14 protein-coding genes, 1 tRNA gene, 1 rRNA gene and 1 pseudogene are annotated in these 19,451 nt (G+C 55.4%); 9 read left to right on the plus strand and 8 right to left on the minus strand.

All coding sequences use genetic code 11. The features are described 5' to 3' along the window. The 3 genes from rrf to UF64_RS00015 form a co-directional block, all read left to right on the plus strand. Positions 1 to 113, plus strand: a 5S ribosomal RNA gene (rrf, locus tag UF64_RS00005); the annotation flags it as partial. A gap of 117 nt (positions 114 to 230) precedes the next feature. Then, positions 231 to 307: transfer RNA gene (locus UF64_RS00010), tRNA-Met, on the plus strand. A 298-nt stretch (positions 308 to 605) separates the two neighbouring features. Beyond that, positions 606 to 1,691, plus strand: coding sequence for an alpha/beta hydrolase (locus UF64_RS00015; protein WP_044826580.1), 1,086 nt, complete (start codon positions 606 to 608; stop codon positions 1,689 to 1,691). A 98-nt stretch (positions 1,692 to 1,789) separates the two neighbouring features. On the opposite strand, the gene UF64_RS00020 is transcribed toward UF64_RS00015, so the two are convergent. The 4 genes from UF64_RS00020 to UF64_RS00035 form a co-directional block, all read right to left on the minus strand. Further along, the gene (locus UF64_RS00020; protein WP_044826581.1) at positions 1,790 to 4,351 is read right to left on the minus strand and encodes an FAD-dependent oxidoreductase; all 2,562 of its coding nucleotides are present in this window, start codon (positions 4,349 to 4,351) and stop codon (positions 1,790 to 1,792) included. A gap of 96 nt (positions 4,352 to 4,447) precedes the next feature. Then, positions 4,448 to 5,305, minus strand: coding sequence for a formyltetrahydrofolate deformylase (gene purU, locus UF64_RS00025; RefSeq protein WP_044826582.1), 858 nt, complete (start codon positions 5,303 to 5,305; stop codon positions 4,448 to 4,450). Between the two features lie 33 nt (positions 5,306 to 5,338). After that, entirely contained in the window at positions 5,339 to 6,274 is a 936-nt protein-coding gene (locus tag UF64_RS00030; protein ID WP_044826583.1) for an electron transfer flavoprotein subunit alpha/FixB family protein, read from the minus strand. Between the two features lie 20 nt (positions 6,275 to 6,294). Beyond that, positions 6,295 to 7,044: an electron transfer flavoprotein subunit beta/FixA family protein gene (locus tag UF64_RS00035; RefSeq protein ID WP_044826592.1), complete on the minus strand. Its 750-nt coding sequence runs from the start codon at positions 7,042 to 7,044 to the stop codon at positions 6,295 to 6,297. Between the two features lie 414 nt (positions 7,045 to 7,458). On the opposite strand from UF64_RS00035, the gene UF64_RS00040 reads away from it, so the two are divergent. Continuing rightward, positions 7,459 to 8,511, plus strand: coding sequence for a GlxA family transcriptional regulator (locus UF64_RS00040; protein WP_044826584.1), 1,053 nt, complete (start codon positions 7,459 to 7,461; stop codon positions 8,509 to 8,511). A gap of 69 nt (positions 8,512 to 8,580) precedes the next feature. Here UF64_RS00040 and UF64_RS00045 read toward each other — a convergent pair whose 3' ends face one another. Next, positions 8,581 to 9,714, minus strand: coding sequence for a hybrid-cluster NAD(P)-dependent oxidoreductase (locus tag UF64_RS00045; RefSeq protein ID WP_044826585.1), 1,134 nt, complete (start codon positions 9,712 to 9,714; stop codon positions 8,581 to 8,583). Further along, a complete protein-coding gene (locus tag UF64_RS00050) occupies positions 9,711 to 10,982 on the minus strand; it encodes an SRPBCC family protein (RefSeq protein WP_044826586.1) in 1,272 nt (423 codons plus the stop codon). The genes UF64_RS00045 and UF64_RS00050 overlap by 4 nt, the downstream gene beginning before the upstream one ends. A gap of 659 nt (positions 10,983 to 11,641) precedes the next feature. Between UF64_RS00050 and UF64_RS00055 the strand changes: the two genes are divergently transcribed. Further along, entirely contained in the window at positions 11,642 to 12,574 is a 933-nt protein-coding gene (locus UF64_RS00055; protein WP_044826587.1) for an L-lactate dehydrogenase, read from the plus strand. Here UF64_RS00055 and UF64_RS00060 read toward each other — a convergent pair. Continuing rightward, positions 12,569 to 13,576 (minus strand): GlxA family transcriptional regulator, encoded by a 1,008-nt coding sequence (locus UF64_RS00060; protein WP_044826588.1) that lies wholly within the window; start codon positions 13,574 to 13,576, stop codon positions 12,569 to 12,571. The genes UF64_RS00055 and UF64_RS00060 overlap by 6 nt on opposite strands. A gap of 69 nt (positions 13,577 to 13,645) precedes the next feature. On the opposite strand from UF64_RS00060, the gene UF64_RS00065 reads away from it, so the two are divergent. The 4 genes from UF64_RS00065 to UF64_RS00080 all read left to right on the plus strand — a co-directional run bounded on the left by UF64_RS00065 (position 13,646) and on the right by UF64_RS00080 (position 19,186). Then, positions 13,646 to 14,584, plus strand: a complete 939-nt coding sequence (locus UF64_RS00065; RefSeq protein ID WP_235284909.1) for a 3-keto-5-aminohexanoate cleavage protein — start codon at positions 13,646 to 13,648, stop codon at positions 14,582 to 14,584. After that, positions 14,584 to 16,035: a carnitine 3-dehydrogenase gene (locus tag UF64_RS00070; protein ID WP_044826590.1), complete on the plus strand. Its 1,452-nt coding sequence runs from the start codon at positions 14,584 to 14,586 to the stop codon at positions 16,033 to 16,035. The genes UF64_RS00065 and UF64_RS00070 overlap by 1 nt, the downstream gene beginning before the upstream one ends. Positions 16,036 to 16,161: 126 nt before the next feature. Beyond that, positions 16,162 to 17,109: an alpha/beta hydrolase gene (locus tag UF64_RS00075; protein WP_152630562.1), complete on the plus strand. Its 948-nt coding sequence runs from the start codon at positions 16,162 to 16,164 to the stop codon at positions 17,107 to 17,109. 214 nt (positions 17,110 to 17,323) lie between these two features. Continuing rightward, on the plus strand, positions 17,324 to 19,186 hold the full coding sequence (locus UF64_RS00080; protein WP_082049353.1) for an autotransporter outer membrane beta-barrel domain-containing protein: 1,863 nt from the start codon (positions 17,324 to 17,326) through the stop codon (positions 19,184 to 19,186). Positions 19,187 to 19,243: 57 nt separating this feature from the next. On the opposite strand, the pseudogene UF64_RS20475 reads toward UF64_RS00080, so the two are convergent. Continuing rightward, positions 19,244 to 19,451: pseudogene (locus UF64_RS20475) on the minus strand (IS110 family transposase); the annotation flags it as partial.

The following is a 19,451-nucleotide window of genomic DNA, read 5'->3' on the forward strand; positions in this document are numbered from 1 at the left end:
CGGTGGCCATAGCGGCCGGGAACCACCTGATCCCTTCCCGAACTCAGAAGTGAAACCAGCCTGCGCCGATGGTACTTTGTCTTAAGGCACGGGAGAGTAGGTCACCGCCGGGCCTTCCAAATACAGCACATCATATTCCCTATACACACACCAAACATCAAACGCCGCTTCAAACATGAGCGGCGTTATCTGTTTAAAAGGCCAAGCGCCTAAACAGAAACACCCACTGACGCGGGGTGGAGCAGCCCGGTAGCTCGTCAGGCTCATAACCTGAAGGTCGCAGGTTCAAATCCTGCCCCCGCAACCAACATTAAATAAGCTCGCCCTTGTGGCGGGCTTTTTTAATGTTGGTTTGCCGAGTGCATGCGGATTGGAACATCGCAAACAGGCCATAGCCTGTTTGCAGGTTCTTTGCGAAGGCCATAGGCCGGAGCTGGCGGAGCCCAAAGGGCGGAGACTAATCCTGCCCCCGCAATTCCACACCAGAGCACTCCTCCTCTAATGAATCAAATTCATCATTCCAAGCGAAACTAGTGGGCTAATCCGCCCACTGGGTTTTCGCTACAGTCGGCTCATAAATCGCGAACTGATAAGGAGCGAATGAGATGACTGACTCTGTGAATGTTGAAAACAAGACCGAGACCCTTAATGAGGGCCGTCGTAACCTTCTGAAAATCGCTGGTGCGAGTGCTGCGGCATTCGGGGCGAGCTCCCTTGTTGGTTCGCCCGCTTTGGCGGTGACCGAAGAGTGGGACAAGACCTTTGCCAAGAGTGCTGCGGTTGATCATGAGAAGGTGACCTTCACCAATCGTTACGGCGTTGCGTTGGTTGGTGATCTGTATCTGCCGAAAAACCGTTCCGGCAAGCTGGCGGCGATTGCGGTTGCCGGTCCGTTTGGTGCGGTGAAAGAACAGGCAGCGGGTCTTTATGCCCAGACAATGGCCGAGCGCGGCTTTGTCTCCGTGGCGTTTGATCCGTCCTATGTTGGTGAAAGTGGTGGTGCTGTTCGTGACGTTGCATCGCCGGACATCAATACCGAAGATTTTATGGCAGCGATTGATTTCCTGGGCCTGCATGAGTCGGTGAACCGTGATCAGATCGGCATCATTGGTATTTGCGGCTTTGGCGGCATGGCACTGAATGCCGTTGCCGCAGACAAGCGCGTCAAAGCGGTTGCCACGACCAGCATGTATGACATGTCACGTGTGATGGCGAAGGGTTATTACGATGCAATGACCCAGGAAGAGCGTACCGCAGCACTGACCCAGATGAGCGAGCAGCGCTGGACAGATGCGGGAAATGGTAAACCGGCAATGGCTGGTGGTTTGCCTGATACGCTTGAAGGCATCGATAACCCGGTCATTCAGATGTATTACGGCTACTACAAGACCGAGCGCGGCTATCACAAACGTTCGGTCAACTCCAACGGTGGCTGGACCGTAACCAACCCGCTGTCGTTCATGAACATGCCGCTTCTGACCTATGTCGATGAAATCTCGCCGCGCCCGATGCTGCTGATCGCGGGTTCGGAAGCCCATTCGCGTTACTTCAGTGAAGATGCCTATGCGGCAGCTGCTGAACCGAAAGAGCTGATGATTATCGACGGTGCAGATCACGTCGATCTGTATGACCAAGTGGACATCATTCCGTTTGATAAGCTACAGGCCTTCTTTGAAGAGCATGTTGCCTAAGCATAGCGATACTTGATCCGGGATATGGATCCTGAAAGTAAAAACCCCGCCGATTGTTTGGCGGGTTTTTTTTTGATCAGTCTTTGAGATCGGAAAGCCTAGCTGCGCGGCTTGAGGTTTTCGGGATCGTAGATCGGTTTGTAACCGATGCCATAGACTTCGACCGGATAGATCTCGTCCATGTAGGAGACTGTCAGTTTGCGACCTTCCTGGCAGTAATCCCACGGCAGGTAGGCAAGGGCAATGTTCTTGCCGACACTCGGACCAAAGGCGATCGAGCTGGTATAGGAACGACGACCCAGCTCATCGATCAGGGTTTTGCCGGTTTCCGGATCCATGACCGGCAGACGGCCGACCGGGTAACGGGCCACACCATTGGCATCGACATTTTCGGTCATGATCAGGGTGCAGAGCATGGCTGGTTGATGATCGCGTTCGCGATATTCAACATGCTTTGCCTTGCCGCGGAAGTCGGGTTCCTTGACTTTCGGACGTGCCAGATCGGCTTCGAGCAGGTTGTACTGGGTGTGCAGGTCTGCGTTCTGCAGACGCAGCGATTTTTCCAGACGACGCGAGTTGGCATAGGTTTCAACACCAACCGCCAGAACGCCAATCCCGCGCAGTGCATCCCAGACAGCTAGGCCGTCTTCATAGCGCATGTGAAGTTCCCAGCCCTGCTCGCCAACATAGGAAATACGGAAAGCAGAAACGGTTTTGCCGGCAATCTTGATCTGACGGATGGCGGCAAACGGGAAGTTTTCGACATTCAGCGCTTCGGGATCTTCGACAACCTTTTTAAGGTTCTCACGCGCATTCGGGCCCCAGATGCCAATAGTGGTGTAGTCTTCGGTCACATCGGTGATCGTGACATCCCAACCCTTGTCCTGAGCGGTGCGGCGCATATAGGTCAGGTCACGCGGGCCGGCATCGGCACCGTTAACCAAACGGCAGCGGTCTTCCATGCGGAAGACGGTGAAGTCGGCACGCACCATGCCTTCGTCATCGAGCATGTGGGTATAGATACCCTTGCCGATGTTGGCGGCCCCACCGACCTTGGCAGCACAAAGCCATTCCATCAGTTCGACATGATCCGGACCGGAGATGTCGGTCATGTGGAAGTGCGACAGGTTGATGATGCCGCAATCGTCACTCATGGCGAGCTGTTCGGCGTTCGACACACGCCAGAAGTGGCGGTTGTCCCATTCATGTTCACGGACCGGAACGCGGTCAGCGTATTTTTCCAGAAGGTGCTCGTTGGCGGCATAACCGTGTGCGCGTTCCCAGCCACCAAGTTCCATGAAGTAACCGCCCAGTTCGACTTCGCGCTCATAGAACGGGGAGCGACGAATGCCGCGGGCATTGGCGAACGGCTCGCGCGGGTGGACCGGAGGGTTGTAGATCTTTTTCGCCGTCTCATAGCAACGGTCGTGGATGTACTGTTCGTTCAGCTGGAACTTGTTGAAGCGCGAGAAGTCGACAGAGGCATGGTCGACATGGGTGCGACCATGGGTCATCCAGTCGGCAATCAGTTTGCCCATGCCCGGTCCGTCTTTAATCCAGATACCAACCGCGTACCAGAGACCACGCAGGTTCTGACTTTCACCCATCGACGGGCCGCCGTCAGCCGAGGACTGCAGCAGACCATTGAACGAGTGGCTTTCGTTAAAGCCAAGTTCGGTCAGGATCGGGGTCAGTTCCATGGCGCGTTCAAGCGGCTCGATCACGTCTTCGAGTTCGAGGTCGCGCTGGGATGGGGAGAGGCGTGCCTGATCCTTTTCAAGGATGTCGCGCGGATGGACCAGACGCGGGTTTTCTTCGTAATAGTAACCCCATTCGATCTGGCCGCCCTCGGTGCTTTTGGGATCGCCGGTATCGCGCATATAGGCCGAGTTGCCCTGGTCGCGAAGCAGCGGGTAACCGATTTCAACACCGGTGCCTTCGAATTCGTTATACGGCCCGAAGAAGGTCAGCGGGTGGTCGACCGGCATCACCGGAAGGTCTTCACCCGCCATTTCAGCGATCAGACGGCCCCACAGACCGGCACAGACAACAACATAGTCGGCATGGATCGTACCGCGTTCGGTAACGACACCCTTGATGCGGCCATTTTCGGTGATCAGTTCAAGAGCCGAGGTGTTGGCAAAGATCTTGAGCTTGCCGGATGCTTCGGCCTGATCGATCAGCTTGCCGGCAACAGTTTGCGAGCGCGGAATGACAAGACCGGCATCCGGGTCCCACATCGCACCCATGATCTGGTCTTCTTCCAGAAGCGGGAATTTTTCCTTGGCTTCTGCGGCCGTGATCATTTTGACGTTGGTGCCGAATGCCTTGCCAGAGTCAACGCGGCGTTTGAGTTCGCCCATGCGTTCTTCATCGCCGACACGTGCGACTTCCAGACCGCCGATGCGCGCGTAATGGCCCATCTTTTCATAGAAATCCATGGAATACATGGTGGTCCAGGTGGTCAGCTGGTCGTGGCTGGTCGCATAGCAGAAGTCGGATGCGTGCGCGGTCGAGCCGATATCGGTCGGGATACCGGACTTGTCGATGCCGACAATATCGTCCCAGCCATTTTCGATCAGGTGATGTGCCACCGAGGAGCCAACAATACCGCCGAGACCGACGATGACTACTTTGGCCTTGCTTGGAAATGCGCTCATTTCTCTCAATCCTTCTTTCCGAGATGTTTGTCAGTGCTCGGCATGGCGAAAAACGCGTCAGGGACCGGTCGAAGCCGGCCCCGTTGCAGGAGTGTACTACAAAGTGAAGACAACTGTTCGGTGATCGTTGAGCATCACCCTGCCTTCAAGATGGTATTTGACTGCGCGGGCGAGAACCCGGGATTCGATATCACGACCCGCCGCGACGAAATCGTCGGCCGACATCGCGTGGTTCACGCGTTCGGTTTCCTGTTCAATGATCGGGCCTTCATCAAGATCCGGCGTGACATAGTGTGCCGTCGCCCCGATCAGTTTCACGCCGCGTTCATAAGCCTGGTGATACGGCTTTGCCCCTTTGAAGGATGGGAGGAACGAATGGTGAATATTGATGATCATGCCATAGAACTGGCTGGAAAGCTCGTTGGTCAGGACCTGCATGTAACGGGCAAGGACCACCAGTTCAGACTTGGTTTCCTTGATCAGGTCAGCAAGCTTGGCTTCCTGTTCAGCCTTGTTTTCCTTGTTCACCGGCCAGTGATAGAAGGGAATGCCTTCCTGATCGGCGACCTTGCGGGCATCTTCGTGGTTCGAAACGATGGCCGCGACTTCGGCGTCCAGCCAGCCCACCTTGATTTGGTAAAGAAGGTGCAGCATCGCATGGTCGAACTTCGAAACCATGATGATGATTCGCGGACGGCGAGCAACTTCATCAATCTTGAGCTTCAGGTTAAAGCGATCAACCGCCGGGTTCAGCGACAGGGCAATGGATTCTTTGTCGATCTCTGACGGTGTGATGACCGCAACACGCAGGAAGAACTTGTTGGTGTGGCGGTCCCAGAACTGGTTGGACTCGGCGATATTGGCGCCGCGCGTGGCCAGAGCAGAGGTAACGGTCGCAACGATGCCCGGCTGATCGTCGCAGGCAATACGCAGGATATAAGAGGTATCGTTCACTGGTTTGGTTCCGTTTCGATTTCTCTGGTGAGCTTAAAGCTGGTTTTCCAGCTGCGGCAGAATGTCAAACAGATCACCGACAATGCCGTAATCTGCGACCTGGAAGATCGGTGCTTCTTCATCTGTATTGATGGCAACGATGATCTTGGAATCCTTCATGCCTGCCAGATGCTGGATCGCGCCGGAAATGCCACATGCGATATATAGGTCCGGTGCGACGACTTTACCCGTCTGACCAACCTGAAGGTCGTTCGGGGCATAGCCGGCATCAACAGCTGCACGCGATGCGCCAACTGCTGCACCAAGCTTGTCTGCAAGCGGCGTGATGACAGCCTTGAACTTTTCTTCTGATCCAAGCGCACGGCCACCGGAAACAATAATCTTGGCAGAACCGAGTTCGGGGCGATCATTTTCCGACAGAATGTTTTCAAGGAAGGAAGATTTCCCGCTATCGGCACTGCCGGCATCAATAGATTTGATTTCGGCAGTGCTGTCACCAGCCTCGACCGCGCCGAAGCTTGAGGTGCGGATGGTCAGAACTTTTTTGGCATCCGTGCTTTGAACGACTTCGATGGCGTTGCCGGCATAGATCGGGCGTTTGAAGGTATCAGCATCGACAACTTCCATCACCTCGGACACCTGCATGACATCAAGCAGGGCCGCAACGCGCGGCAGGATGTTTTTGCCATTGGCGGTCGCTGCAGCAACGATGGTGTCATAGTCACCGGCAAGCGAAACGATCAGGTCAGCAGCATTTTCGGCAAGGTGGTTTGCCAGTGCGTCGCTATCGGCAACCAGAACGCTGCGAATACCAGAAAGCTTGGATGCCTGTTCGTCAACGGCACCAACGCCAGCACCTGCGACCAGAATATCAATGTCATCACCGATCTGGCTTGCGGCACTCAGGGCCTTTGCGGTCTGTTCGGACAGTGTTGCGTTATCGTGTTCGGCAAAAAGGAGAATAGGCATGATTTCAATCTCCGCCTGGGTCAGATGACGCCAGCTTCATTCTTGAGTTTGTCGGTGAGTTCAGCAACATCGGCGACCTTGATACCGGCCTTGCGCGTTGCGGGTTCTTCTACCCGGATCAGGCGCAGACGCGGTGCAACGGTAACGCCAAAGTCGGCGGCGGTTTTGCTATCAAGCGGCTTTTTCTTGGCCTTCATGATATTGGGCAGCGACGCATAGCGGGGCTCGTTCAGGCGAAGGTCGGCCGTTACGATTGCCGGCAGGCTGACGCTGATGGCCTGAAGACCACCATCAACCTCGCGGGTGACTTTTGCATGATCAGCCGAGAGTTCCAGTTTGGAGGCAAAGGTCGCCTGAGACCAACCCAACAGGGCCGAAAGCATCTGGCCTGTCTGGTTGGCGTCATCATCAATCGCCTGCTTGCCCAGAATGACAAGGCCGGGTTCCTCCACGTCAACGACGCCCTTAAGGATTTTTGCGACATCAAGCGGTTCAACCGGACCATCAACCGTTACCAGGATGGCACGATCCGCACCCATGGCCAGGGCCGTGCGCAGGGTTTCCTGTGCCTGAGCCGGGCCGATCGAGACGGCGACGATTTCGTCAGCCTGACCGGATTCCTTGAGGCGAATGGCTTCCTCGACCGCGATTTCGTCGAAGGGGTTCATCGACATTTTGACATTGGCAAGGTCGACACCGGAACCATCCGCCTTGACGCGGATCTTCACGTTGTAGTCGACGACCCGTTTAACAGGTACGAGAACCTTCATCATTTCCCTCTCTGACGAAATCCGGATCAAAGCTGTCTGGTCCGGGACGGTCGCGGCAAGCGCGACCCGATTTAAGTTTCAAAGACTGGAAGCGTTACGTGATGTGACACTACCGGAGGCGACATTTATCTTGGTGCAATTCGGGATGCCGATATTCCGGAACCGGGACAATTGTTACACATTTTTGGCCAACTTCCCGGGGCGCGAATGTACTGTTTGCCATTTTTGACATCTTCATCGCGATCCGATTGTTGATTCTGCCGAGACCCTGTGTTTCTCTTGCTTCCCCGATATACCCGTCGGTATCATGAAAATTAATCTGGCGACTTTTTGCGCCAAAAAATAGAATGTTTGCGTCAAAGTGAGATTACCGCTACGACAAACCTGACAACCTTGCCTGTATCGGAGGAACCGATGCTCAAGAAGCCTGAATCCCGTGCCCAGACTGCACCGCGTTTGAACGTCGGTTTTATCCTCGCAAAACGCTTTACCTTGTGTGCTTTTGCGAACTTTGTTGATGTCTTGCGACTGGCTGCGGACGAGGGTGATCGCAGTCGTCCGATTCTTTGTAAATGGACGGTTCTGTCAGACACGATGGACCCGATTACATCGAGTAGCGGGATCGCGGTACAGCCCAAGGAACGGTTAGGGGACCCAAGACGGTTCAACTATATCGTGGTTGTCGGCGGGTTGATGGATGACGCCGAAAAGCTCAGCCCCGCCTATCAGAAGTTCCTGCATGAAGCGGCGGCGGCTGGTGTGCCGCTGGTTGGTGTGTGTACCGGTGTTTTCATGCTGCACGAGGCTGGGCTTTTAAATGGCTATCGTTGCTGTGTCAGTTGGTTCCATCATTCCGAGGTTGTCGAACAATTCGAAGGACTTGACCCGGTTACCGAGCAGATTTTTGTGGTCGATCGCGATCGCCTGACCTGTTCGGGCGGGGTAAGTTCGGCGCATCTTGCTGCCTATCTGGTCGACAAGCATGTTGGCCGCGCACAGGCGAACAAAAGCCTGCATATTATGATCATTGATGATGCGCTTCAGGCGGAAAAACCACAGCCGGGCATTCCGCTTGATCTGAAGACTCAGGATCAGATTGTTCAGCGTGCGCTTTTGATCATGCAGCAAAATATCGATATGCCGATTTCGGTGCAGGAAATTGCGCGGCGCATGGGCAACAGTAAGCGCCAGATCGAACGGCATTTCCGGCTTGCACTTGATACGTCGCCACAGGTGGCGTTCCTCAATATCCGGCTGGATCTGGCCCAGCATCTGATCGAAAAAAGTGACAAATCGGTCGCCCAGATCGCGGTTGATTGCGGCTTTTGCGACTCGTCACACCTAAGCCGCATGTTCCGCCGCCGCTATGGCTGCACGCCGCAAGCGCTGCGTCGCCCGATCCCCGATTCGCTGGCAACAAGTAACATGGCCGCGGCCGAAGCCCCGCAGCTTGAAGCTGGTGCCTAAAAGAAAACGCCCTGCTCACAATCAAAAGTGAGCAGGGCGTTTTAAATTGTGCCGTCGTTGTCGGGGGTCTTAAATCTCGACCTCGACATCGGAAAGCGGGGTCGAGCAGCAAATCAGGATTTTGCCCTGATCGACTTCGCGCTGGCGAATACCGCCACCGTGCTGCATGTCGACTTCACCCGTGACCAGTTTGGATTTGCAGGTACCGCAAATACCGCGCTGACAGGAAGACATCGGCATCAGACCAGCTTCCTTGGCGGCCGACAGGATCGTCATGCCCGGATTACATTCCACAACGTGGCCGGTTTTTACGAAGCTGACGCGGAATTTCTGATCGCTGATTTCCGGTGCAACAGATTCATGTTCTTCGAGGTTACCCGCGGTTTCAGCACCGAAGTCGAAGCTTTCCTCGTAATATTTGTCCATGTCAAAGCCGGCTTCCTGGAGCATGTTGCGCACGCCCTCCATGAAGCGGCCCGGGCCACAGCAAAAGACCTTGCGGTCCTTGAAGTCCGGCGACATCAGCGACAGCATCGGCAGGCTCAAACGGCCGGTGAAGCCCGACCACTGATGGCTGGCCGAGGTCGTATCAACGGTCAGCGAAACCTTCAGCGACGGGTTCTGCGAGACCAGAAGGTCCAACTCATCGCGGAAAATCAGATCCGACGGGGTACGGGCTGCATGGACAAAATGCAGATCGGTCGGCTCGGACAGATCGCATGCCGTGCGGGTCATCGACATCATCGGCGTGATGCCGCTACCAGCCGAAATGAACAGCAATTTCTGATCAGCAGTTGCGTCGGTGGTGAAGTCACCGGCCGGCCCGGTGACATTCACTTCCTTGCCCGGCAGCATGTTGTCATGCAGCCAGTTCGATCCCGGACCACCCGGAACACGTTTGACCGTGATTTCAATACGGTATGGACGTGCGGCTGATGCCGAGATCGTATAGCTGCGCGTGACCATACCTTCGACCGGCAGCTCGAAGGTCATGAACTGACCGGGGTAGAAACGAAACGCACGCGGCTCACGCCCCGAAAACACAAAGGTTTTCACATCGTGCGTTTCCTGACGAACTTGCCGGCAAACAAGGACATCGTCGTGCTCCGGATCCCACAAGGGGACCCGGTTGACTTCGGTCACGATTTCTTCGACGGGCGCGTCGTTGCCCTTCGTGTCCTCGTTTGGCTTCTTCTCACTCATTCTGCGGCAATCCCGGCTTTGTTCGTTGCGAAGTGGTCTTCCAGGCGCTTGATGTACCAGTCACAGAACGCCTCAACGTGCGGTTCGGTGAATTTGGAATACGGGCCCGGTTCGTATGCAGGCTGTTCACTGCCAATCTGGGCAAGACGGACAAGGTCGGCGTCCTGCTGGTTGGTCATGTTCCATACGTGGGTGAGGTTATCAAGGGTATAATCCTCGTTCTCACGTGCGTCCTTGTGGACCAGCCAGGTCGTGCGGACCAGCGTTCTGTTCGGCGAAAGCGGCAGAACACAGAAGGTCACGATATGGTCGGCCATAAAGTGGTGCCAGGAGTTCGGATGCGTCCAGAAGCTTAGACCACCAAGTTTGGCATCGGTGAAGTTGCCCAGAAGTTTCTTCGAGGCAGCCTTGGTATCAAGGGTGTGCGATTCACCTTCGCGCATCAGCGGCAGGCGCATGGTCCGGAAGCCGGTGACGTTTGAGAGCTGGTCCTGCTCGGCAGACGGCAGGCCGCATGCTTCCCAACGTGCATGATCCTTGGTGATGGTCTCAGAATATTTGGCAACGTCTTCTGAACGGCGCTGATCAAGTTCATCAGGCGAGAAGCCGAAACCGAATTCCGACAGCGGCACGGTCAGCTGAGGGTGGTTGCCCTCGCAGTGATAGCACTCGCGGTTGTTTTCCATGGTCAGCTTCCAGTTTCCTTCCTCGATCAGTTCGGAAACGTGGGCAACCTTACAGTTGGAAAGATCATGCGGCGCAATATACGGTTCCATGACCTTGGCCATTTCTTCGATATCGGCCGGGGCGTCTTTGGCAAGACAGATAAAGATCAGGCCGGCGATGGAACGGACGTGAACCGTTTTCAGGCCATGGCAGCTTTTATCAAAGCCTGAACCCATATGTTCGGCAAGGATAAGGTCGCCATCCTCGTTATAGGTCCAGCCATGATAACGGCAGACGATGTTGCCGATCGTGGTCTGGCGTTCATCGATCAGCTTTGCACCGCGGTGACGGCAGACGTTATGGAATGCACGCAGGCCCATATCATCGCCGCGCAGGATCAGGATCGACGCGCCACCGATTTCAACGGTGATGCAATCGCCCGGTTCCGGAAGCTCAGGCTCTACGCCAACGAAAATCCAGTTCTGGCCAAAGATGACATCCATATCCAGATCCAGAATGTCCTGATCACCGTAGAACGGTGCTTCAAGGCTTTTGAAAGTCTGGCGGCGGGCGACGAGTTTTTGAATTTCAGATGAATGCATGGTCGGATACCTCGGCTTCTCTCAATGGTATCTGGAACGGAATCCTGTGCATGGCTAACCGTCTGCATCAGGGCGTAAGCATAGCACCGAACGGGAAATTCGGTTGCTTAATTCTTGGTGATGCTGGTTGTTTCCAGCATCGGGCTTATTCCTGGACGTCTTCGGTGGAAATCTGCACGCGAGACAGTTGGTATTGCCGAGGTAACTGACGGTATGACTTCTGTATGCCAGATGATTGACCGAAACGCACCAGACCACGTCCCGCAATGCCTTGATTGCAGGATCGTTTAGTATTCACGGTCATGCCGCAAAACACACGATCTGTCACGTGCAGGGCACGTGTCGGTTTACGGGCTGTCAGTTGCACCCAAAGTCTCCCTCTTCTCCGCCGGCAGGTAACCTGCTCTTTCGGGCGCCCACACCTGAGAGTGAGCGATTTCAAAATCTATTTCGGTTTTGGTGTGCTAAGGGAGAAAGCATAAGTCAAAAAGGCAGTAGTTTTGCGACGAGATATCATTGTCTGGCAGTCTACAAAGGCTACGTGGCTTTGCTTTGGACAAATTTCAATGTGCAACGGCAGTTTTCCTGCCCTTTTTTGACCTCATCCCCCGGCAATGGCATCATTGGATCAATGTGGTGCGAAAATTGGGAGTCGGGTGATGAAAGTCGGGATTGTCGGGGCCGGAATGGTCGGAAGTTCGGCGGGCTACGCGCTGGCGGTTATGGGACTCGCAAGCTCGGTCATTCTGGTCGATCAAAACCACGATCTGGCTGTGGCACAGGCCGAAGACATAGCGCACGCTGTGCCTTTCATGTCTTCCACGATTGTTGAAGCGGCAAATTATGATGGGCTGGCCGGTGCATCCGTCATCATTCTGGCCGCGGGGGTCAGTCAGAAACCCGGTGAAACCAGACTGGCGTTGCTTGAAAGAAATGCCGCCGTTTTCAAGGACGTGGTCGGCAATGTTTTGTCGGTCGCGCCTGACGCAATTCTTCTGATTGCGTCTAACCCGGTCGACATCATGACCCAGATCACCCAACGGATATCCGGGCTGCCGACCAATCGGGTGATTGGCTCGGGCACCATTCTTGATACTGCCCGTTTCCGAAGCCTTCTGGGTCGGCATCTTGGTATTTCACCGCAATCGGTTCATGCCTATGTCCTTGGCGAACACGGCGATAGCGAAGTCCTTGCCTGGTCGAATGCCAAGGTGGGATCGCTGTCGCTTGCCGATATCGCAGCCCAGGTCAGCGCACCGATCACGGAACATGTCCGTGCAAGCATTGATGATGGTGTGCGTAATGCAGCCTATAAAATCATCAAGGGTAAGGGCGCGACCTATTACGGGATCGGGGCCGGGTTGGCGCGAATCGTCAAGGCGATCGGGCGCGATCAGCATGATGTTCTGACCGTATCCTGTGTGACCCCCGAAATCGTCGGGATCAGGGATGTCGCACTTTCCATTCCACGCGTTGTCGGTGCAAACGGGATAGAAACCGACTTGATGCCCGATCTTGTCGCGACGGAGCGTGACGGACTTGAAAAAAGTGCAACGCTTCTGAACGACAGCGTGGAATCGATCCGCTTATAGGTCGGGTTGTGATGCGGTTGTGGTTGGTACCGTGCGCCGTTTGCTGCGCATGGCGCGCAAGGTTGTGCCAAAGGCCTGGGCATAGGCACGGCTAAGGGCTGCGTGGCTTTTAAACCCGGTCTGAAGCGCAATGTCAGCGAGCTTTATATCTGTGGATCGGGCCAAATCGCGTGCCCGACCCAGACGCAGCATCTGATAATATTTCCCCGGCGCCATTTGCAGATTGTCCTGAAAGGCCCGATCAAGACTGCGCAGCGAACAGCCCGCGCGGGTCGCAATGGCTTTGAGCGCAATCGGCGCTTCGATATGGGCAATCATTTCGCTAACCGCACGCCGGACATGATCCGCGCCCGGACCATGCAAACGATCGGCCCCGCGTGCGGGCATATCGTTTGTGCCATGTGCCTGATGGCGGGCGTCATAGACAAACAGGTTGCTGACATCAAAGGCGACCGACGGGCCAAATTCCCGGGAAAGAAGATGGAGCATCATCTCCATCACGGTCGCAGCCCCGCCCGATGTGATCATTTTGCCATCTTCAACAAAGCGGTCGGTCAGGACACTGACATCGGGGAACTGTTCGCGGAATTGATCAAGTTCCTGCCAATGAATGGTCGCTGATTTCCCGGCCAGCATATTGCACGCCGCCAGCAGCCAGGCCGCGGTATCGACACCGATCACGGTGCGTGCATGTTGCGCAGCATTTTGCAGCCGGGCACGTGTGCGCGACGATAAATGATGGCGCATGTCATAGCCCGATATCACCACCAGATAATCAATCCGCGTCGGATCATTGAGGGCATTCAGCGCGGCCTTTGGCGTGATGACAAGGTCACTTGAACTTGTCGTGGGGGATCCATCGATTGTGCAAATATCCCAACGGATGTCTGGCCCATTGGGCAGGCCTGCGGCCGCGCGCAATGGTTCCAATGCGCTGGCGAGAACCAGATTGGAAAATCCGTCAAACAGGACAAAGACAAATCGGTGATGTGGTTGTGGCATAATGAGAAAAGTAAATGACGGAATATGTAAAATCAATATTGCCAATCGCGATATCCTGATCGCAGCAAAATGACCCCAAAAGCCAGAGAGGCCAGCATGCCGCTTTCGATGAACAAGGAAGTCTTCATTACCGCCGCCGTAACCGGATCGGGCGGCACACAGGATAAGTCGCCGCACGTGCCACGTTCGCCCGAACAGATCGCCAACAGTGCGATCGATGCCGCCAAGGCCGGTGCCGCCGTTGTGCATTGTCATGTCCGTGATCCCGAAACCGGGGCACCATCACGCGACGTTAGATATTACCGCGAACTGACTGAACGGGTTCGGGCGGCTGACGTGGACGTTGTCCTTAACCTGACGGCGGGCATGGGTGGCGATATCGTCTTTGGCTCGACCGAGGCGCCCTTGCCGGTCAATGAAGCCGCAACCGACATGATCGGGGCGTCGGAACGCATGGCTCATATCGCCGACTGCCTGCCGGAAATCTGCACCCTTGATTGCGGCACGATGAACTTTGCCGAGGCCGACTATGTCATGACCAATACGCCGGGCATGCTGCGCGCCATGGGGCAGATGATGACTGATCTTGGCGTCAAACCCGAGATCGAGGCATTCGATACAGGTCACCTGTGGTTTGCCAAGCAACTGGTGAATGAGGGCATTCTTGAAAGTCCCGCCCTTGTGCAGCTTTGCATGGGTATTCCGTGGGGGGCGCCAAATGATCTCAATACCTTTATGGCGATGGTCAATAACGTGCCATCCGATTGGGAATGGTCGGCCTTTTCCATCGGGCGTGATCAGATGCCCTATGTTGCGGCATCGGTTCTGGCCGGCGGCAATGTGCGCGTTGGTCTGGAAGACAATATCTATCTGTCGAAGGGTGTGCTTGCCACTAACGCCCAGCTGGTTGAACGCGCGGTTGGCATTATTGAGGGCATGGGCGCCACGGTGATCGGTCCGGATGCGGTGCGCAAGAAGCTTGGCCTGACCAAGCGGGAGCCGCGCTGATGACCAACGTACCCAATAAAAAGGCCGCCATCATTGGTGGTGGTGTGATCGGTGGTGGCTGGGCTGCAAGGTTCCTGCTCAACGGTTGGGATGTTGCGGTCTTCGATCCTGATCCCCAGGCCGAACGCAAGATCAATGAAGTGCTGGCGAACGCACGCCGCAGCCTGCCGGCGCTATATGACCGTGCCCTGCCAGCTGAAGGCACCCTGACCTTCCATGATGATATGGCAGCGGCGGTGGCCGGGACGCAGTGGATTCAGGAAAGCGTGCCTGAACAGCTTGCGCTTAAACACAAAATCCTTGCCCAAATTCAGACGCATTCCCCGGCTGATTGCCTGATCGGCTCATCAACATCGGGCTTCAAACCCAGCGAGCTGCAGCAGGGTTCACACAATCCCGGTCAGATCGTCGTCGCCCATCCGTTCAACCCGGTTTATCTGCTGCCGCTGATCGAAGTGGTGCCATCGGCGGCAACCGAAACATCGGTGCTTGAAGCCGGGTGTGATGTGCTGCGCTCTGTTGGACTCAAGCCGCTTGTCGTGCGCAAGGAAATTGATGCCCATATCGCTGACCGTTTGCTTGAAGCCGTCTGGCGCGAAGGGCTGTGGCTTGTCCATGATGAGGTCGCCACGACCGAGGAAATTGACGATGCCATCCGCTTTGGCTTTGGCCTGCGTTGGGCACAGATGGGCTTGTTTGAGACTTATCGTATTGCGGGCGGTGAAGCTGGGATGGAACATTTCATCGGGCAGTTCGGCCCGGCCCTTAAATGGCCGTGGACGAAACTGATGGATGTGCCCGAACTGACCCCGGAACTGACAGCGCGTATTGCGCAGCAATCTGATGATCAATCCGGCCATATGAGCATCCGTGAACTTGAACGGCTGCGTGATGACAACCTTGTTGGCATGATGCGTGCGCTCAAGAAATCGGGTAGTGGCGCAGGGGGCACGATCAATGATCACGAGGGTTTGCTGCCCGAACCGGCACCGATTGATGATCTTCCGGTCACCGGGGATCGTCAGATCCCACAAAGCTGGACGGATTATAACGGGCATATGAACGAAGCCCACTATGTTGAAGTCAGCTCTAACGCAAGCGACCGTTTCATGGAAATGGTTGGTGCGGATGCCGACTATATCGCCAATGGCGGCAGCTATTTCACGGTCGAAACCCATGTCTGTTATCTGCAGGAAATCAGTGCCGGGGATCATATCCGTGTCACGACGCAGCTGATCAATGGGGCGGGCAAAAAACTGCATCTGTTCCATCGTCTGATCAATGATGATGGTGCGGTTGCTGCAACGGTTGAAACCATGTTGCTGCATGTCGACCTTGCAACCCGTCGTACCTCCGAACCGGCTGGCGTGGTGGCAACCAATCTGGCCGAGATGGCCAAGCGCCATGCAGGCCTGCCCAAACCCGATCAGCTTGGTCGTGCGATTGGCTAGATAGTGCCTTTATCCGCCGCGTGCGGAACCAGTTCACAATTAAGCTGTTATATGCCCCTGCAGTCTTTAACTGCGGGGGCTTCCGCGTTAGGCTGACACATCACGTCTTTGACCAAGGATCCGTTGATGGCCAAATCCGATCAGGTTTCCTCCGAAATGACCTATGACCCGATGCCAGAGGAAGAAGGCATTCGTGCCTTCATTGCCAAATGCGACGGGTTCTATCCGCCCGACGCAGTGGCGGCTTCAATTGATCAGCAACGCAGCTGGTATGATGCACTTTGCGCCGAATTTGCCTTTCCCCATCCGGTGGGCATGCAGGTCGAAGACGACGTGATTGCTGATGTACCGGTGCGCCATTACCGTCCGGCCGAGTGCGGCTCAACCCACAAGATCGTCTATATGCATGGCGGTGGCTTTGTCGTCGGATCGCGCGACAGCCATGATGCGATTTGTGCCGAAATTTCCGAGGCGGCAAAGGCCGAACTGATCGCCATTGATTACCGACTGGCTCCCGAACATATCTGGCCCGCACAGCACGAAGATTGCCACAAGGTAACCCAAAGCATCTTGGCATCAGGCAAGAAGGTCGTGCTGGTCGGGGATAGTGCCGGGGGCATGCTGGCCGCCGGGATCTCTGTTCGCGCCCGCGAAGAGGGCTTTGGCGATCGTGTTCTGGGGCAGGCCCTGATTTATCCCGCGCTTGGTGGGGATTTGAACTGGCCAAGCTATGGGCAGATGGCAAGCGCGCCGGGCTTAAGCACCGATGATGTGATTTATTATCGTGACGTGCTCAAGGCGCCGATGGATGATCCGTTTGCCCATGCATTGTCGGTTGATGATCTGCGTGGGTTGCCGCCGACCTTTATTACCGCGGCCTATTTTGATCCGCTCCGCGATGATGGGCGTGAATATACTGCCCGCCTTGCCCGTGCAGGCATTTCCGTGCAGTACCGCGAAGAACCGCAAATGATCCATGGCTGGCTGCGCGCCCGGCATATGAGTCCCGGGGCCAAAATGGCGTTTGAGCATCTGTGCAAAGCTATTTCTGAGATGCTGGAAGCAGTACAATAAGGGCTCAATCACGCCACCTTTCGGAGATCCCCCCCCAACTCATTAAGATGGACGCGATACTATCAGGCTAACTTACGTACGCAGTAACCGCGAGAAGTTCTGCAGGGCGATATCGTCTTGATTGAAATTCATCTTTAAGTTTATAAAAATATGATAATCTTAATGTTACGTGTGATTAAGCCGTCTGAGTGCTAATTGGTTCGGGGGAGCCTGCATGATCAGTATCGCTAAACTGCCATCATCATTGCTATTTGCGATAACTCTTCTTTGCGGCTCTATAATCGGCGATTTGCGGGATGCATCTGCAGCCACCACGACGATCACCTGCACCAACCTCGCCGCCACCGCAGCAACTGCGAGTGGCCCCAATAGTCTGAGCTACGACGACAGTGCTGGTACCTGCTTTGCGACAAGCAACGGTGTCACAGAGGGTAAAGCATTACGCGACATCACCTTTATCAGCCAGGCCGGCGCCCCTGAGGTCTTTCGTATCGGGACCGGCGGCAGCACCACCAGCCTCACCGCGCATAATGGTTGCTCTTTGGGTACGTTCACTGCTGCGGCCGGTGTCTCCTGCTCCAGCACCCGGAACACCGTTGGCACCGAAACCGGAACGGTCTCCATTGACGGGGAGAATGGTGCAACCATCCGGATGACCATCAATTATACGATTTCGAATGGCGGGTCCGATCTGGCTTATAACAGTGCCTCAGTGACAATCACCACCACGGATGCGGCCTCCGACAGCTCGCCTGCGGCGCAGCGCGCCGTTCAGGGCTCGGTAACACGGTCGCAATCCGTGGTTATTGGCCAGAATTTCGGGTCGCGTGTATCCAATGTGGCGACTGGTCCGGGTGGTGCTCCTGGTTCCGGCGGTATAATTCCCAGCGGAACCGTCCCGGGCACACAGCCAGATGGCGGTACGCCAGTGCAGCAGTTCGGCATGGCCGGTCTCGATACAGACGATGAGCCGCCATTCCAAACGAATGGCTCAACCCTTCGCGGGTTGGCGATGCTCGCATCCTTCGATACGTCACGGACGCTCGCTGCCGCTGATACCGCTGATTCCCCGATTGGCGGGCCAGAACAACGCATTTTCTTATCGACTGAAAGTCCGATTACGATCTGGGGGCATGGGTCCTTTACCGATGTCGAAAACACTCGCAATCGGACAGATGAGGATAACCGTTACGACGGCAGCGTCTGGGGGTACAACCTGGGTGCGGACTACCGCTTTTCGTCGGCGCTCGTGGCTGGAATGTCGGTTGGCTATGCCAAAACCGATATTACGACGACCTTTGAAACCGGCACCTACGAAGAAGATACTTGGAACCTGTCTCCCTATGTTATCTACACTCCGTCCGACACGCTGACATTTTCTGCCATTGCGGGTTATGCGTTCGGGGATGTGGCCAAGAGCCGTAATACCAGCGTGACAGGCAATACCGACAGCAAGAGCTGGTATCTGCAGGTTGATGTGCGCCAAACTTTCCAACCGATCGCAGAAAGTCCCCTTCTGGTGACAGGCGGGTTAGGTGCGTTGACGTCGCGCAACACGCTTGATGCCTATAGCGAAAGCGATGGAAGCCGAGTTGAAGAATCCTCGGTGAATACCGTGCAATTGAAGCCGAATGCTGAACTGGCCTATGCGATGCAAATCGGTGAGACAGCCGTGACCCCGTTTGTGAAGGGGGCTTATGTTCACGATTTCACAGACCAGACCAATGGCGATGCGGGGGCCTTTGATCTTGGTGGTGGCCTACGTGTGGCAGCAGGCGAGAGTGGCCTGTCAGGATCGATTGAAGGTTCTCGATTGGTCGGGCGCGACGATTACCGCGAATACTCGGTAAGTGCTTTCTTGGCTTATGGTTTTTCGGTCTCCGGTGCCGATGGCGGTTTTGCGGGGATCGCGTCACCTTATGTCGGGACCAGCTTGTCTGACAGCGGCACGCCGGAGGTTGCTGCTGGTGCGACGCTGATTGATCTTGATGACAGATTTTCCAGCAAACTGAGTGTATCTGGCGATCCGAGTGCAAACAGAGCCGCTATGATGATTACGGTTGACCTGAAGTTCTGAGCGTTGCGCGAAGTTTTTTACGCGGTCAAACGGTAGGCGTAAGAAAAAGCAGCGGTATTAGCCGTCAAGTATTAAAGCATAATGGTCACGCATTCTCGCATTGAGGATGGTGACCATTTTTCTGACGACAGCAATCACAGCAACCTTGCCGGGTTTTCCGTTTTCAGTCAGGCGTTTGTAGAAGTCGCGTAGCAGAGGATCGAAGCGTATTGCCGGTAATGCAGCATAGTAAAGAGCATTGCGCACTTCCAAACGTCCGCCGCCA

Origin of the sequence: Thalassospira sp. HJ, assembly GCF_000948415.1 — a bacterium.
Taxonomy (GTDB): Bacteria; Pseudomonadota; Alphaproteobacteria; order Rhodospirillales; family Thalassospiraceae; genus Thalassospira.

Excerpts from the sequence above, each read along its gene's own strand:
- UF64_RS00015 (WP_044826580.1), top strand. The coding sequence starts at position 606 with ATGACTGACTCTGTGAATGTTGAAAACAAGACCGAGACCCTTAATGAG.
- UF64_RS00020 (WP_044826581.1), bottom strand. The coding sequence starts at position 4,351 with ATGAGCGCATTTCCAAGCAAGGCCAAAGTAGTCATCGTCGGTCTCGGC.
- UF64_RS00030 (WP_044826583.1), bottom strand. The coding sequence starts at position 6,274 with ATGCCTATTCTCCTTTTTGCCGAACACGATAACGCAACACTGTCCGAA.
- UF64_RS00035 (WP_044826592.1), bottom strand. The coding sequence starts at position 7,044 with ATGAAGGTTCTCGTACCTGTTAAACGGGTCGTCGACTACAACGTGAAG.
- UF64_RS00040 (WP_044826584.1), top strand. The coding sequence starts at position 7,459 with ATGCTCAAGAAGCCTGAATCCCGTGCCCAGACTGCACCGCGTTTGAAC.
- UF64_RS00045 (WP_044826585.1), bottom strand. The coding sequence starts at position 9,714 with ATGAGTGAGAAGAAGCCAAACGAGGACACGAAGGGCAACGACGCGCCC.
- UF64_RS00050 (WP_044826586.1), bottom strand. The coding sequence starts at position 10,982 with ATGCATTCATCTGAAATTCAAAAACTCGTCGCCCGCCGCCAGACTTTC.
- UF64_RS00055 (WP_044826587.1), top strand. The coding sequence starts at position 11,642 with ATGAAAGTCGGGATTGTCGGGGCCGGAATGGTCGGAAGTTCGGCGGGC.
- UF64_RS00060 (WP_044826588.1), bottom strand. The coding sequence starts at position 13,576 with ATGCCACAACCACATCACCGATTTGTCTTTGTCCTGTTTGACGGATTT.
- UF64_RS00065 (WP_235284909.1), top strand. The coding sequence starts at position 13,646 with ATGACCCCAAAAGCCAGAGAGGCCAGCATGCCGCTTTCGATGAACAAG.
- UF64_RS00070 (WP_044826590.1), top strand. The coding sequence starts at position 14,584 with ATGACCAACGTACCCAATAAAAAGGCCGCCATCATTGGTGGTGGTGTG.
- UF64_RS00075 (WP_152630562.1), top strand. The coding sequence starts at position 16,162 with ATGGCCAAATCCGATCAGGTTTCCTCCGAAATGACCTATGACCCGATG.
- UF64_RS00080 (WP_082049353.1), top strand. The coding sequence starts at position 17,324 with ATGATCAGTATCGCTAAACTGCCATCATCATTGCTATTTGCGATAACT.